Origin of the sequence: Falsiroseomonas oryziterrae (assembly GCF_021864505.1) — a bacterium.
Taxonomy (GTDB): domain Bacteria; phylum Pseudomonadota; class Alphaproteobacteria; order Acetobacterales; family Acetobacteraceae; genus Falsiroseomonas; species Falsiroseomonas oryziterrae.
Window position 1 is genome coordinate 1 of sequence record NZ_JAKJIB010000074.1, and the last position, 13,931, is coordinate 13,931.

At 72.6% G+C, this 13,931-nt stretch carries 14 protein-coding genes and 2 riboswitches; of the genes, 6 read left to right on the top strand and 8 right to left on the bottom strand.

Annotation, left to right across the window (positions count from 1 at the left end; translation table 11 throughout):
- Positions 1–232 precede the first annotated feature (232 nt).
- The 3 genes from L2I40_RS08700 to L2I40_RS08710 are packed head-to-tail and all read right to left on the bottom strand — an operon-like array spanning position 233 to position 2,219.
- On the bottom strand, positions 233–1,180 hold the full coding sequence (locus tag L2I40_RS08700; RefSeq protein ID WP_237214513.1) for an alpha/beta hydrolase family protein: 948 nt from the start codon (positions 1,178–1,180) through the stop codon (positions 233–235).
- A gap of 32 nt (positions 1,181–1,212) precedes the next feature.
- The gene (locus L2I40_RS08705; protein WP_237214514.1) at positions 1,213–1,662 is read right to left on the bottom strand and encodes a GNAT family N-acetyltransferase; all 450 of its coding nucleotides are present in this window, start codon (positions 1,660–1,662) and stop codon (positions 1,213–1,215) included.
- The gene (locus L2I40_RS08710; protein WP_237214515.1) at positions 1,659–2,219 is read right to left on the bottom strand and encodes an NUDIX hydrolase; all 561 of its coding nucleotides are present in this window, start codon (positions 2,217–2,219) and stop codon (positions 1,659–1,661) included. Before L2I40_RS08710 ends, L2I40_RS08705 begins: the two co-directional genes overlap by 4 nt.
- 108 nt (positions 2,220–2,327) lie before the next feature.
- On the opposite strand from L2I40_RS08710, the gene L2I40_RS08715 reads away from it, so the two are divergent.
- Positions 2,328–2,966, top strand: a complete 639-nt coding sequence (locus tag L2I40_RS08715; protein ID WP_237214516.1) for a YcbK family protein — start codon at positions 2,328–2,330, stop codon at positions 2,964–2,966.
- 122 nt (positions 2,967–3,088) lie between these two features.
- Positions 3,089–3,796, top strand: coding sequence for a hypothetical protein (locus L2I40_RS08720; protein WP_237214517.1), 708 nt, complete (start codon positions 3,089–3,091; stop codon positions 3,794–3,796).
- Between the two features lie 59 nt (positions 3,797–3,855).
- On the opposite strand, the gene gcvP is transcribed toward L2I40_RS08720, so the two are convergent.
- The 5 genes from gcvP to L2I40_RS08745 form a co-directional block, all read right to left on the bottom strand.
- Positions 3,856–6,759 (bottom strand): aminomethyl-transferring glycine dehydrogenase, encoded by a 2,904-nt coding sequence (gene gcvP / locus L2I40_RS08725; protein WP_237214518.1) that lies wholly within the window; start codon positions 6,757–6,759, stop codon positions 3,856–3,858.
- Complete coding sequence (gene gcvH, locus L2I40_RS08730) at positions 6,759–7,127, bottom strand: glycine cleavage system protein GcvH (RefSeq protein ID WP_237214519.1); 369 nt, start codon at positions 7,125–7,127, stop codon at positions 6,759–6,761. The genes gcvP and gcvH overlap by 1 nt, the downstream gene beginning before the upstream one ends.
- 11 nt (positions 7,128–7,138) lie before the next feature.
- On the bottom strand, positions 7,139–8,239 hold the full coding sequence (gcvT, locus tag L2I40_RS08735; RefSeq protein WP_237214520.1) for a glycine cleavage system aminomethyltransferase GcvT: 1,101 nt from the start codon (positions 8,237–8,239) through the stop codon (positions 7,139–7,141).
- 76 nt (positions 8,240–8,315) lie between these two features.
- A riboswitch (glycine riboswitch) is annotated at positions 8,316–8,421 on the bottom strand.
- Position 8,422: 1 nt separating this feature from the next.
- Positions 8,423–8,526, bottom strand: a riboswitch (glycine riboswitch).
- Positions 8,527–8,581: 55 nt separating this feature from the next.
- Positions 8,582–9,160 (bottom strand): histidine phosphatase family protein, encoded by a 579-nt coding sequence (locus L2I40_RS08740; protein WP_237214521.1) that lies wholly within the window; start codon positions 9,158–9,160, stop codon positions 8,582–8,584.
- Positions 9,157–9,699 carry a hypothetical protein gene (locus L2I40_RS08745; RefSeq protein WP_237214522.1) on the bottom strand — a complete coding sequence of 181 codons (543 nt, stop codon included), beginning with the start codon at positions 9,697–9,699 and terminating at the stop codon, positions 9,157–9,159. Before L2I40_RS08745 ends, L2I40_RS08740 begins: the two co-directional genes overlap by 4 nt.
- A 105-nt stretch (positions 9,700–9,804) precedes the next feature.
- On the opposite strand from L2I40_RS08745, the gene ispH reads away from it, so the two are divergent.
- The 4 genes from ispH to L2I40_RS08765 all read left to right on the top strand — a co-directional run.
- A complete protein-coding gene (gene ispH / locus L2I40_RS08750; protein WP_237214523.1) occupies positions 9,805–10,785 on the top strand; it encodes a 4-hydroxy-3-methylbut-2-enyl diphosphate reductase in 981 nt (326 codons plus the stop codon).
- Between the two features lie 9 nt (positions 10,786–10,794).
- A complete protein-coding gene (locus L2I40_RS08755; protein ID WP_237214524.1) occupies positions 10,795–11,775 on the top strand; it encodes a homoserine kinase in 981 nt (326 codons plus the stop codon).
- On the top strand, positions 11,772–12,221 hold the full coding sequence (gene rnhA, locus L2I40_RS08760; RefSeq protein WP_237214525.1) for a ribonuclease HI: 450 nt from the start codon (positions 11,772–11,774) through the stop codon (positions 12,219–12,221). Before L2I40_RS08755 ends, rnhA begins: the two co-directional genes overlap by 4 nt.
- Positions 12,222–12,368: 147 nt before the next feature.
- Positions 12,369–13,931 (top strand): sensor histidine kinase (locus L2I40_RS08765; RefSeq protein WP_237214526.1); only part of this gene is annotated, 1,563 nt, incomplete at its 3' end.

Genomic DNA, 13,931 nt, shown 5'->3' on the forward strand with positions numbered 1-13,931 from the left:
CGGGCGCGGTCGCCGAGGTGCGCCACGCCGCCGCCGAGGTGGCGGTCACCGCGGCCCGCGAGGTGCTGGCTGCCGGCCTCGACGCCAAGGCCGATGCGAAGCTGATCGACGCCGCCGTCGCCGACCTGCCGCGCGCCCTCCGCGCCGCCTGAGATCCCGGCCCCGGTCAACGGGGACGGGTCGCCCGCAAGGGCAAGCCTCGACGGGGACCCTCGGGTCCCCGTTCTCTTTTTCAGATGCCCTTGGTCTCGACCCGGTCCGCCGGCGTGACAACGCCCGGCGCGCCGGCCCTGAGCGCGGCACGCGCCGGGGCCTCACCGTCCAGCATGGCGCGCAGGAACAGCAGCGAGAGCGCGGCGATGCGCGGATGGTAGGTCGGGTCCGACCAGCGCGGGCCGGCCGCCTGCTCATCGGCGAAGGCGGCGTGCGTGGCGCCGGCCAGCACCACCAGCGCCGCCGGCGCGCTCTCCGTCGCGCGGAACGGGACCTCGCGATCCTCGGGCTGGGTGCCATCGACGAATGTGCGATCCTCGGTCCCGGTCATGTGCAGGATCGGCGCCTCGATCCGCGCGAAGGCCAGTCTTGGCGGCAGCCCCCGCGGGGGCACGGGCGACAGCGCGATGCCGGCGCAGAGCCGCCGCTCCGGTACCGGCAGGCCACGCTCGCCGCCCGGGATGCGCTGGCCGAGCAGGTGCTGGACGGTCCAGGCCCCGTAGGAATGGCCGGCCACCGCGAGCCGCGCCGGGTCCACCCGCCCGCCAAGGGGATCGCCGCGCAGGCTGTTTCGCCGCAGCACCTCCTCCACCGCGAACACGCCGTCGCCGAGCCGTGCGGCGGCCTGGGCCACGTCGAGCGCGGCGGCCGCCAGGGCAAGCCCCCGCTCGCCCGCGCCGCGCCACACCGCCTCGTCACTGCCCGGATGCTGGAGGTGCAGCGCGACGAAGCCTGCCTCCGCCAAGGCACGCCCGAGATAGCCGAGCCCCTCGCGCGATCCGCCGAGGCCATGGCTTAGGATCACCAGCGGCCGCGGTCCCGACGCCGCCGGCAGGCGCAGCAGGACGGGAAGATCGCGTCCGCGCGCCGCATCGCGCCAGGTGTCGCGGAGCGGCGGGGAGGCGGGCAGGGCCTCGGCCGGCAGGGCGGCGGCGCCGATCCCGGCAAGCAACGAACGTCGGGTCATGTCCCGCCAACGCCGCGCCACGCCGCACGGCTTCACGGCAGCTTCTTGTCGTAGGTGATCCACATGGTGCGCGTCGCCAGCCGGTCATACACGCCGCGGCCGCGGTAGTTGTCGTCGGCGGTGATCCAGCGGATCACGCTCCAGCCGCGCTGGCGCCCCTCCTCGGCCACGGCCTCGATCAGCGCATCCGCCACGCGCTGCCCCCGTGCCGCGGGGTCCACGAAGAGGTCATCCAGGAATCCGCCGACGGTCGCGGACAGCGGCCGGGCGAAGGGCCGGAAATGCGCGAGCCCCAGCAGGCGCCCCGCCGCGTCCTCCGCCACCAGGGCCTTCACCTCATGCACGGGGTCCATGATCCAGTCCCAGACGCGCGCGCGCATCTCGGGCGTCTGCGTCACCCGGTAGAACGCCGCATAGCCGGCATAGAGCCGTTCCCAGTCGGCGCGATGCCGCGCCTCGAGCGGGAGGATGCGAAGGCTCACAGCCTGATCCTCCCGACCGCTGCGAGGCCCGCCAGCGCCGCGCCGACGTGCAGCCCATGCGCCAGCAGGCCGCTCCCGATCCCGGCCAGCACCTCTGCCACCGGAACGCATTCCACGCGCATGCTTTCGCCTGCCTCATGGGCGACGGGCGCGCTCGGTACGCAGCCTGTGGCGAGCACGACATGCATCCGGTTGGCCTGCGTCGCCGGGTTCGGGAAGGCGGAATAGAGCAGCCGCGCATCGCGCGGGGCATGCCCGGTTTCCTCCAGCAATTCGCGACACCCGGCCGCGACGGGGTCGGCCTCACCCGGATCGATGACCCCGCCCGGCAGTTCCAGGCACCAGGCCCCGGCGGCATGTCGCCACTGGCGGACCAGCACCAGCCGGTCGTCGTCGGTCAGCGGCACCACCGCGGTCCAGTCCGGATAGCTGAGCACGTACCAGGGCGAGAGCACCGCGCCGCGATCCGTCCGCACCGTTTCGGCGCGGAGGTTGATCCAGCGGTCCTCGACGATCTGGCGTGTCTGGAGCGTCGTCCAGGGTGGCGTGTCGGGCATGCGCCGAACCTTGCTGTCGCCGCCGCGCCACGCAAGGGCGACAATCTTCTACAATGCGCCAATCCAGGGTTGGCGACGCGACGGCGACGGTCTCATTCTGCGCCCGTCATGGCCCTTCAGCGCCGCTCCCTGCTGTTCGGCGCCGCCGCGCCCGTCATGGCCCTTCAGCGCCGCTCCCTGCTGTTCGGCGCCGCCGCGCTCGGCGTGGCCGGCGACGCGCGCGCGGAGATCATGGACGAGCATGCCCTGGCGGAGCCCGAGCCGCCGCGCGCGGTGACGCAGGCGCTCGCCGCGCCGGAGCGCTTCATCTGGGCGCGCAACCTGGCCGGCGAGGAGGTCGCGACCGCCTATCGCACCGGGCAGGACCACGACATCCGCGCGCTGCTCCGGCTGCGCCATCTGTTTCGCGACATCCGCGAAGGCGCGCAGGGCCCGATCCCGCCGCTGCTCGTCGACATGATCTCGCTGCTGCAGGAGCAGTGGGGCTACACGCGGCCGATCATCGTGCATTCCGGCTTCCGCACACCGCGCACCAACGCCTCGCTGGAAGGCGCGGCGCCGGCCAGCCAGCACCTCTTCGGCCGTGCGCTGGACTTCACCGTGCCCGGCGTCACCCTCGGCCAACTTGGGCTCGCCGCCTGGACGCTGTCGCAGCGCCTCGGCTTCATGGGCATCGGCATCTACGGGACCTTCCTGCACGTGGACATCGGCCCGCAGCGAGCCTGGACGCGGTTCGGGCGCGGGTAGCGGGAGGGTCGCGCCGAAGGGCCGGCAACGGGTCCCGGACGCGCCGCGCCGCCATCAAAACGCGCTTGCCGGAACCATTCGGCAGGCCAACAATCCTGCGTCCTTGAGCGGATGGAGGATCCATGACGCGCTTCACCTTCGGCGGCGACAAGACCTGGGGGCGCGGAAAAGGCGCCCCGGGTTCGACCACGATCCTGGCCGAGAACCAGCAGGGCTTCGACGCTTTCGCGGCGAAGGCAGCAGGCGCAGTCGCCGACTCCCTCAAGCTTCTGAAGCGGGTGGACGGGCAGCTGCGACAAAAGAGTCTGAGCGACAAGGTCATGAAGTACGCTCAGCGTTATTTCCTGGTCGGCAAGACCATATCGCCTGCGGATCTGGCAATCATGCAGGAGGTCATCGTCAAGACAAGAAACGGGCTGGGCGGCAACCTCGTCATGAAGGTGGGGGTCGAAGATGCCGGCACGATGGGCTTTGTGAACGGCAAGCGGTCCGGCGGCGCGGCCAAGGCCAATACGAAGTCATACCACAACGCTGTTTCCAGCATGGATGACGGCGTTGCTTGGCGCCAGGGGGCGATCCACGTCGCCGGCAAGTACCTCGACGACCGTGAGGGCGTCATCACAGTGATCCACGAGGCAACGCACAAGTATGCTGGGACGATCGACTACCAATATTTCCTGAGCGACGGCGAGACCCCGTCCGGCGACCCTTCTGCAACCTTCGATGACAAGGCGAAGGCCTTGATGAATGCTGACAGCTATGCCTGGTTCATCATGAAGGTCGGCCGCTCCTACTTCGGCTCCTACAATTTCAACATGTTCTCGGAGTAGTCAGTCGCGTCGCACGCCACGCCGGGGCCGGGGCCCCGCGCCCCGGCCCGGCGCCGCGCCTACTCCGCCGCCTGGGCGTAGGCCTCCAGCGGCGCGCAGGTGCAGACCAGGTGGCGGTCGCCGTGGACGTTGTCCACGCGCTTCACCGGCGGCCAATACTTCCGCACCGCGACCCAGGGCAGCGGGAAGGCCGCCTGCTGGCGCGAATAGGCGTGCGTCCACTCATTCGCCATGACCTCCGCCGCGGTGTGGGGCGCGTTCTTCAGCGGGTTGTCCGCCTTGTCCGCGCGGCCCTGCTCGATCGCGCGGATCTCCTCGCGGATCGCGATCATGGCGTCGACGAAGCGGTCGAGCTCGGCCTTCGTCTCGGACTCCGTCGGCTCCACCATCAGCGTGCCGGCGACCGGCCAGGACATGGTCGGCGCGTGGAAGCCGAAATCCTGCAGCCGCTTGGCGATGTCCTCCACCGTCGCGCCGCCGTTCTGCTGGAAGCCGCGGCAGTCGAGGATGCATTCATGCGCGACCATGCCGTTCGCGCCGCGATAGAGGATCGGGTAGTGCGGCGCGAGCCGCGCGGCGACGTAGTTCGCGTTGAGGATCGCGACCTGCGTCGCGCGCGTCAGCCCCTCGGCGCCCATCATGCGGATGTAGGCGTAGGAGATCGGCAGGATGGACGCCGATCCGAAGGGCGCCGCGCTGACCGGCCCGAAGCCCGTGGCCGGCCCGGCCTCCGCCAGCATCGGGTGGTTCGGCAGATGCGGCGCGAGATGCGCCGCGACGCCGATCGGCCCCACGCCGGGTCCGCCGCCGCCATGCGGGATGCAGAAGGTCTTGTGCAGGTTGAGGTGGCACACGTCGGCGCCGATCGCCGCCGGGCTGGTCAGCCCGACCTGCGCGTTCATGTTCGCGCCGTCCATGTAGACCTGCCCGCCCTTCGCATGGACCAGCGCGCAGATCTCGCGGATCTCCGTCTCGAACACGCCATGGGTCGAGGGATAGGTCACCATCAGCGCCGCGAGCTTCTCGGCGTGCTGTTCGGCCTTCGCCCGCAGGTCGGCGAGGTCCACGTTGCCGTCGCGGTCGCAGCCGACGACGACCACGCGCATCCCCGCCATCACTGCCGAGGCGGGGTTGGTGCCATGCGCCGAGGACGGGATCAGGCAGACGTCGCGATGCGTATCGCCGCGCGCGTGGTGGTACGCGCGGATTGCGAGCAGGCCCGCATATTCGCCCTGGCTGCCGGCGTTGGGCTGCAACGAGACGGCGGCGAAGCCGGTGACCGTGGCGAGCCAGGATTCCAGCCGCCGGATCATCTCGATGTAGCCCTCGGCCTGGTCCACCGGCGCGAAGGGGTGGATCGCGCCGAAGCCCGGGAAGGTGACCGGGATCATCTCGGCCGTCGCGTTCAGCTTCATCGTGCAGGATCCCAGCGGGATCATGCTGCGGTTCAGCGCGACGTCCTTGTCCTCGAGCGACTTGAGATAGCGGAGCATCGAATGCTCCGCGTGATGCGTGTTGAACACGCTGGCCGCGAGGAAGCCGCTGCGGCGTGCGAGCGCGGCCGGCAGCTCACCCGCCGGCGCGATGCCGTCGAGCGGCTGCGCCGGCGCGCGCGCCGTCTCGCTCAGGATGGCGACGAGCTGCGCCAGGTCCTGCCGCGTGACGGTCTCGTCCAGCGCGATGCCGACCAGGCCGTCGCCATGCCGCGCGAGGTTGAAGCCATGGCGCAGCGCATTGGCGACCAGCGCCTCGGCCTTGTCGCCGGCCTCGATCGCGATGGTGTCGAAGAAGGCGTCGTGGCGCAGCGTGAAGCCGGCGGCCTTCGCCGAGCCGGCCAGCAGGCGCGCCTGCAGCGCGACACGGCGCGCGATGCGCCGCAGCCCCTCCGGCCCGTGCCACACCGCGTACATGCTGGCCATGACGGCCAGCAGCACCTGTGCGGTGCAGATGTTCGACGTCGCCTTCTCGCGCCGGATGTGCTGCTCGCGCGTCTGCAGCGCGAGCCGCATCGCGGGCGCGCCCGCCGCGTCCACCGACACGCCGACCAGGCGCCCTGGCATCAGCCGCTTGTAGGCATCCTTCACCGCCATGTAGGCGGCGTGCGGTCCGCCATAGCCCATCGGCACGCCGAAGCGCTGGGTCGAGCCGACGACGACGTCGGCACCCATCTCGCCGGGCGGCGTCAGCAGCACCAGCGACAGCGGATCGGCTGCAACAATGGCGAGGCCGCCGGCGGCATGGACGGCCGCGATCTCCGCGCGCAGGTCGCGCACTTCGCCGGTCGCGCCCGGATACTGCAGCAGGAGCGCGAAGGGCTTCTCGGTCGTGACAGCGGAGACCACCTCGGCCGGCGCCACGACGACGACCTTGAAGCCGAGCGGCTCGGCGCGCGTGCGCACCACGGCAATCGTCTGCGGCAGCGCATCCGCCGCGATGACGATCGTGTCGCTCTTCCCCTTGGTCGCGGCATGGGCCAGCGCCATCGCCTCCGCCGCCGCCGTCGCCTCATCGAGCAGCGATGCGTTGGCGACGTCGAGGCCCGTCAGGTCCGTCACCATCGTCTGGAAGTTCAGCAGCGCCTCCAGCCGGCCCTGGGCGATCTCCGCCTGGTAGGGCGTGTAGGCGGTGTACCAGCCCGGATTCTCGAGAACGTTGCGCAGGATCACCGGCGGCGTGATCGTCCCGTGGTAGCCGAGACCGATCAGCGAACGGATGTCGGACCGGTTGCGCCGCGCCAGCCCGCGCAGCTCCGCGATCGCGGCCGCCTCGGGCACCGCCTCGGGCAGTGCTGCGCGGAAGCTTTCGCGGATCGCCGCCGGCACGGTCTTCGCGGCCAGCTCCTCGAGGCTCGCCGCGCCGACCTCGCGCAGCATCGCCGCGATCTCGGCCTCGGACGGCGCGACATGACGCCGGACGAACTCGTCGCGCTCCTCGAGAAGCGCGAGCTCGGCGATCGCGTTCATCAGATCGTCTCCAGGAAGGCGGCGTAGGCGGCTTCGTCCATCAGCGCCTCGACCGACGCCGCGCTCACGCCCGACAGCTTGAAGAACCAGCCATCGGTGGTGGCCGCCGAGTTCACCAGCGCCGGGTCCTCCGCGAGCTTCGCGTTGGATTCGACGATGCGCCCGGCGACCGGCGCGTAGACGTCGGAGGCCGCCTTCACGCTTTCCACCACCGCTACCGCCTCGCCTTCCGTCACCTCGCGCCCGGCCTCGGGCAGGTCCACGAAGACCACGTCGCCGAGCGCCTCCTGCGCATGGTCGGTGATGCCGACCGTCGCGACGTCGCCGTCGAGCCGGATCCACTCATGGTCCTTGGTGAAGCGCAGCATGCGAGGGCTCCTCAGCGGACGTAGCGATGCGGGGTGAAGGGCAGGGGGGCGACGCGGGCCGCAAGCGGCTTGCCGCGCACCATCAGTTCGAGGGACGTGCCGTCGGCGGCGTGCTCGCGCGCGACATAGCCCATGGCGACCGGGCCGTTCGCGGAGGGCCCGAAGCCGCCCGAGGTGACCTCGCCGATCGCTGCACCGCCGGGGAGGTGCACGGGCGTATGCGCGCGGGCCGGCTGGCGTCCCTCCGGCCGGATGCCCACGCGCAGGCGCTTTGCGCCGTTGTCGAGTTCGTCGCGCACCCGTTCCGCGCCGGGGAAGTTCCACTCGGTGCGGCGGCGCTTGCCGATGGTCCAGACGAGGTTCGCCTCCACCGGGCTCGTCGTCTCGTCGATGTCGTTGCCGTAGAGGCAGAGTCCCGCTTCCAGCCGGAGCGAATCCCGCGCGCCGAGGCCGGCCGGCTGCACGCCGGGCAGCGCGAGCAGCGCGCGCGCGAAGCGCTCGGCGCCCTCGGCCGGGACGGACACCTCGACGCCGTCCTCGCCGGTGTAGCCGGAGCGGCTGACGAGCGCTGGCACGCCGGCGACGTCGAATGCGCCGATCCCCATGAAGGGCAGTGCCGCGATGCCCGACGCCAGCGTCGAGATCGCGGCGACCGCCTGCGGCCCCTGCAGCGCGATCAGCGCCCGGTCGGGCAGGGTGCGGAGCCGCACGCCGGCCGGCAGCGCGGCCTGGATCAGCGCGAAATCCTCGGCCTTGCGGGACGCGTTGACGACGAGGAACAGCCGCTCGGTCCCCTGGGCGCCGAGGTTCGCGACCATGAAGTCGTCGAAGATCCCGCCCGCCATGGTGGTCAGCAGCGCGTAGCGCTGGCGGCCAGGCTTCAGCGCCTGGACGTCGGATGGCGTGAGCGCCTCCAGCGCCGCCGCCGCGCCGTCACCGACGAGTTCGGCCTGCCCCATGTGCGACACGTCGAACAGCGCGGCCGCCGCGCGGCAGTGCAGGTGCTCGGCCATGATGCCGGCCGGATATTGCACCGGCATGGCGTAGCCCGCGAAGGGCACCATCCGCCCGCCGAGCTCGCGATGCAGCGCCGCCAGCGGCGTTTCAGACAAAGGCGTGTCGCCCGACGAATCGGCCACGGTGCCTCCAGGGGCTCGCGCCGCCGGGATGGCGTCGCGTCCGTGGCCCCCCTCTGTCCCGTGACCTGAGAGATTCGGCGGCGATTCCGTGATGGAACCGGGGCGCCTTTCTCCGTCGGTGCCGCGCCCCGTTCGGAGCGCGTCTTTCCAGAGGACCCTACCCGCGCGGCCCTTTTGCCTGAGCGTTTCCGGGGGCCGGTTGCGCCTTCGGCGGGGTGCCTCGTCTCGCGACTCGGCGCCCTCTCTCCCGCGCGGGATCTGCGGGCTGCCGCGGATATGCGCCACGGCGGGTCCGGGCGCAACCGCCCTGCGGCGTCAGCCCGGCGGCAGCACCTGCCACTCCGGCGTGAGCAGCCGCCAGCCGGGCAGCTCCACGGCGAACCAGCAGCCCGGCGCCGGCTGATCCAGGGCGCGGGAGATCGGCGCGCTCAGCAGATGCCCGCGCAGGAGCGAGCCCACCGCGCCATGCGCGGCGACCAGGATGTCGCCCGCCGGACCGGACTCCGCCACCACCGCCCGCGCCGCGTTCACGATCCGCGCCTGGGCGTCCACGGCACGTTCCCAGCCGCGCACGCTCTGCTCCGGATTGGCGAAGAAGGCGTCCGCCATCGTCTCGAACTCGTCCGGCGGGAGGAAGCCGGTGGCGCTGCGGTCGTTCTCGCCCAGATCCTCGCGCACCCGCAGCCCGAGGCCGAGGGCGCCCGCCAGGATGCCCGCGCTCTCGATCGCCTTGCATTCCGTGCTGGCCCAGACATGGCCCACGCCGGCGATCGCGCCGCCGGCGGCGAAGCGGCGCAGCTTGGCGATGCCCGACTCCCGCAGGTGCCAGCGCGGCACCGGCACCGCGGGGTCGATCGCCACCTCGGGATGGGTGACGAAGAGAAGCGTCCTCACCGCGGGCCGCGGCGGCGGTTCTGTGCGAGCTCCTCCGGCGTCAGCTGGAAGGACAGCCGCACCAGGTAGTCCGCCGCGCGCTGCCCGCCGGCCAGCGGCAGGTCGAGCTGCACGGCCGGGCCGGCCGCGGCCGCGCGCGTCGTGTTGGCCGGGAAGGTGACCTGTGTGCGGCCGGAGACGCGGTCGAGCACGTTGTCGGCGGTGTCGGTCACGGCGGCGAACCAGCCGAGTTCCGCCGTGCGCCCCTGCGCGGCCGGGCCGCGTTCCGCCTCGAAGCGCGGGGTGATCCGCACCTCGAGCGCGCCGCCGCGGTTGGTCACGTCGCAGCGCGCCTCGAAGCCGGCGATGCGGGCATCCACCACCATCTGCGTCAGGTCGGGCGGCGCGCCCGGCCGGTAGCGGGTCAGGTCGGCGCCATCGGCCAGGATGGCGATGCGCGGGCAGGCCGTGGCGCCGGCGCCCGATCCGCCCGTGGCCCCGCAGCCGGCCAGGGCCAGCGCCGCCAGCGCCCCGGCCATCCGCGTCGTGAAGGCTCCCATGCGGCTTACCCCCTTCCGGCCCATGCCCTTGGCCGCTATCCAGCCCGCCCCTATCGCATCGCGCGCCACCGGGCCATCCCGGGGTGCGTCCGCCGGGACCAGTGCATGCCCCCCGCCCACACCCTGCTGCTCGCCGCGCCCCGCGGCTTCTGCGCCGGCGTGGACCGCGCCATCCGCATCGTGGAGGAGGCGCTCGCCCGCCACGGCGCGCCCGTCTATGTGCGCCACGAGATCGTCCACAACCGCCACGTGGTGGATGGCCTCCGCGCCCGGGGCGCCGTCTTCGTCGAGGAGCTGGACGAGATCCCTGATGACGGCCGCCCGGTGATCTTCTCGGCCCATGGCGTCGCGAAATCGGTGGTGTCGGAAGCGATGCGCCGCCGCCTCTTCACGCTCGACGCGACCTGCCCCCTGGTCACCAAGGTCCATCGCGAGGCCGAGCGCCACCACCGGCAGGGGCGCCACATTCTGCTCATCGGCCATGCCGGCCACCCCGAGGTCGTCGGCACCATGGGCCAGCTGCCCGTGGGCGCCGTGACGCTGGTGGAGGATGCGGCGCAGGCCGCCGCCGTGCAGCCGCCCGCCGGCGTCCCGCTCGCCTGGACCAGCCAGACCACGCTTTCGGTCGACGACACGGCGGAGATCGTCGCGGTGCTGGCCGCGCGCTTTCCGGGCCTCGCCGGCCCGGCGAAGGAGGACATCTGCTACGCCACCTCGAACCGCCAGGCTGCGGTGAAGGCGGTAGTCGCGCGCGGCGCCAGCCTCGTCGTGGTGGTCGGCGCGCCGAACTCCTCCAACTCCGTCCGGCTGGCCGAGGTCGCGCAGCGCGCCGGGGCCGAGGCGGTGCTGGTGCAGCGCGCCGCCGAGCTCGATCTCGACGCCGCCGCGCGTCACGCCGTCATCGGCCTCACGGCAGGCGCCAGTGCGCCCGAATCGCTGGTGCAGGAGGTGGTCGCGCGCCTGTCTGCCCGCGTCGACCTCGCCGTCGAGGATGTCACGGTCGCCGAGGAACGCATCGAGTTCCGCCTCCCGCCCGCTCTGACGCGGGACCCGCCCCTTGCGCCGAGGCCGCTCGCGGCCGATTGATCGGCCCCGATGGCCGTCTACACCGAAGTCTCCGACGAGGCGCTGCGCGCCTTCCTCGCCGAATACGACCTGGGCGGCCTGCTCGCCTTCCGCGGCATCGCGGAGGGGGTGGAGAACTCCAACTACGCGCTGCGCACCGAACGCGGCGACTTCATCCTGACGCTCTACGAGAAGCGGGTGGACCCGGCCGAGCTGCCCTATTTCCTCGGCCTGATGGACCATCTCGCGGCGCGCGGCCTGCCCTGCCCGACGCCGGTGCATGGCCGCGACGGCGTCGCGCTGCGGTCCCTCTGCGGCCGCCCGGCGGCGATCTGCACCTTCCTGGAAGGCGTTTGGCCGCGGCGCGTCCGCCCGGAACACCTCGCTCCGCTTGGCGCGGCGCTGGCGCGTCTGCACGCCGCCGGAGAGGGCTTCGAGGCGCTGCGCCCCAACGCGCTCGGCCCGGCCGGCTGGCCGAAGCTGCTCGATGGCTGCCGGCTGCGCGGCGACGAGGTGGCGCCGGGACTGATCGCAGAGCTCGACTTGCACCTGGCCGACATCCTGGCCGGCTGGCCGAAGCCGGGCGCCCTGCCAGCCGGGCAGATCCACGCCGACCTCTTCCCGGACAACGTCTTCTTCCTGCCCGACGCGGAAGGCCGGCCGCAGGTCTCCGGCCTGATCGACTTCTACTTCGCCTGCACCGACCTGCTCGCCTACGACCTCGCCGTCTGCGTCAACGCCTGGTGCTTCGAGCTGGACGGCTCCTTCAACGTCACCAAGGCGCGCGCGCTCGTCGGCGCCTACGCCGCCGTGCGCCCGCTGTCGCCGGCGGAGCGCGCGGCGCTGCCGGTGCTGTGCCGGGGTGCCGCGATCCGCTTCCTGCTCACGCGCCTCTACGACTGGACGCACACGCCGGCGGGCGCGCTCGTCACGCGCAAGGACCCGCTCGAATACCTGCGCAAGCTGCGCTTCTTCGCGCGCGCCGAAACGCCCGGGGCGATCGGCGCGTGACGACGGATCCCGCGGTCGAGATCTGGACTGATGGCGGCTGCAAGCCGAATCCCGGCCCGGGCGGCTGGGCCGCCATCCTGCGCTACGGCGGAACCGAGAAGGAATTGTCGGGCGCCGATCCCGCGACGACGAACAACCGCATGGAACTGACCGCCGCCTGCATGGCGCTCGAGGCGCTGAAGCGTCCCTGCCGCGTCGTGGTGCACACCGACAGCGAATACGTCCGCAACGGCATGGAGCGCTGGGTGAAGGGCTGGGTCCGCAACAACTGGCGGAACAGCGCGCGCGATCCCGTGGCGAACCACGAGTTGTGGCAGCGCCTGCTGGCCGCTGCCGCTCCGCACGACATCGAATGGCGCTGGGTGCGTGGGCATTCCGGCGATCCCATGAACGAGCGCGCCGACGCGCTCGCCACGGCGGCGCGGCATAGCCTGACCACGGGTTGATCTGCCCCCCCCTCACGTTCTTCTGAAACGGGTGGGGCGCTGCGGCCATCGCGCGAACCGCTACGTTCGCCCGCGATGAGTTCGTGATTCGAGGCCAATGAATCATTCGCGTCGGCGCTCGGGATGGCCTTGGGCGACATGCATGCCATGACCTCGGTCCGTGCTGGGCCTCTCGCCTGGAAGCTGCCTCGCCCCGGCGTTCGCCCCACCTTGCGCCTGCTGCGCGCCGGCAGCCTGCTGCTGCCGCTCGTCGTGCTGGCGATCTGGGCTGGGTTGTCGTGGCGCGCCGAGCAGGCGCGCGGCGCGGCGCAGGCGCTCGCCAATGCGGAGCTCGCCCGCGAATACGCCTTGCGCGTCCTGCAGTCGCAGGAGGCGATGCTGACGCATGTCGCCGATCTGCTCGCGATGGGCGGGACCAGCGGCGCGTCGCAGCGCGCGCTGCACGAGCGCCTCGCCACGCTCGAGCGCCTGCCCGGGGTGCCGGTGACGGCGGGCGTCGTCTCCGCAGCCGGCCGGCTCGTCCTGTCGAGCCGGACCTACCCGGTCGACGTGGACGTGTCGGACCGCGCCTACTACCGCGCCCTGCGTGACGCGCCCGCGGCGGCGCTGCACATCGAGCGGCAGGTGCTGCGGCCGCGCGGTCCCGACACGCTTCTCCTCGCCCGCCGCCGCCCCGGCGCGGGCTTCGACGGCGTGCTGCTCGCCACGGTTCCGGTGACCGTCTTCACCGGCTTCTTCGGCCGGCTCGCCGACGATCCGCGCGCCTCCGCCTCGCTGCTCGCCGCCGACGGCATGCTGCTCGTGCGCCACCGGCCCGAGGAGCCGGCGGTGCGGCTCGGGCCGGACATGCCGGCGATGCGCGCGATCGCGACGGCCGACAGCGGCACCTACGTCGCGCGCGCCGTCTCGGACGGGATCACGCGGATCTACGGCTTCACGCGCCTCGGGTCGCTGCCGCTCTACGCGCATTACGGCGTGCCCGTCGCGGAACTGCAGGAGAGCTGGGTGCACGCCCTGGCGCCGATCGCGGCGCTCATCCTCCTCTCCGGGCTGCTCGGTTTCGTCGCGCTTGAGCACGCGGCCCGGGCGCTCGCCGCGGAGGAGCGCCGCCGCGCCGCCGAGGAGGCGGAGCGCAGCGCGGCGGATCGGCTCCGGGCCGCGGAGCGGGAGGCCGAGCTGCACGGCAGATTGCTGATGGAGGTGCATCACCGCGTGCGGAACAGCCTCGCCATCGTGCAGTCCTTCGCGCGCATGCGCCGCGGCGGCGACGACGACGGCGGCGCGCTGGAGCGGCGGGTGCTCGCGCTCGCCAAGGTGCACGAACTGCTGCATGTCGCCGGCCTCGCCTCCCGGCTCGATCTCGCGGCCTTCCTGCGGGCGCTATGCGCGAGCCCGGCCTTCGTCACGCCCGGACGCGTCGAGCTGTCGCTCCGTACCGAGCCGGTGGAGATCGAGGTGGAGCGGGCGACCTCCGTCGCCCTCGCGGTCGGCGAGTTGCTGGCCAATGCGGTGCGCCACGCCTTTCCCGACGGCCGCATGGGCCGCGTCGAGGTGACGCTCGAGGTCGTGCGCGGCGGCAGGGAGGCAAGGCTCCTCATCCGCGACGACGGCGTGGGACGCGCCGAAGGCGCGGCGGAGGGCGGGCCGCGCAGCGGCCTCGGACTCGCGGGCTCGCTCGCGCGCCGCGCCGGCGGCACGCTGGCGTTGCGC

Excerpts from the sequence above, each read along its gene's own strand:
- ispH (WP_237214523.1), top strand. The coding sequence starts at position 9,805 with ATGCCCCCCGCCCACACCCTGCTGCTCGCCGCGCCCCGCGGCTTCTGC.
- L2I40_RS08755 (WP_237214524.1), top strand. The coding sequence starts at position 10,795 with ATGGCCGTCTACACCGAAGTCTCCGACGAGGCGCTGCGCGCCTTCCTC.
- L2I40_RS08715 (WP_237214516.1), top strand. The coding sequence starts at position 2,328 with ATGGCCCTTCAGCGCCGCTCCCTGCTGTTCGGCGCCGCCGCGCCCGTC.
- L2I40_RS08710 (WP_237214515.1), bottom strand. The coding sequence starts at position 2,219 with ATGCCCGACACGCCACCCTGGACGACGCTCCAGACACGCCAGATCGTC.
- L2I40_RS08700 (WP_237214513.1), bottom strand. The coding sequence starts at position 1,180 with ATGACCCGACGTTCGTTGCTTGCCGGGATCGGCGCCGCCGCCCTGCCG.
- gcvP (WP_237214518.1), bottom strand. The coding sequence starts at position 6,759 with ATGAACGCGATCGCCGAGCTCGCGCTTCTCGAGGAGCGCGACGAGTTC.
- L2I40_RS08720 (WP_237214517.1), top strand. The coding sequence starts at position 3,089 with ATGACGCGCTTCACCTTCGGCGGCGACAAGACCTGGGGGCGCGGAAAA.
- L2I40_RS08745 (WP_237214522.1), bottom strand. The coding sequence starts at position 9,699 with ATGGGAGCCTTCACGACGCGGATGGCCGGGGCGCTGGCGGCGCTGGCC.
- gcvH (WP_237214519.1), bottom strand. The coding sequence starts at position 7,127 with ATGCTGCGCTTCACCAAGGACCATGAGTGGATCCGGCTCGACGGCGAC.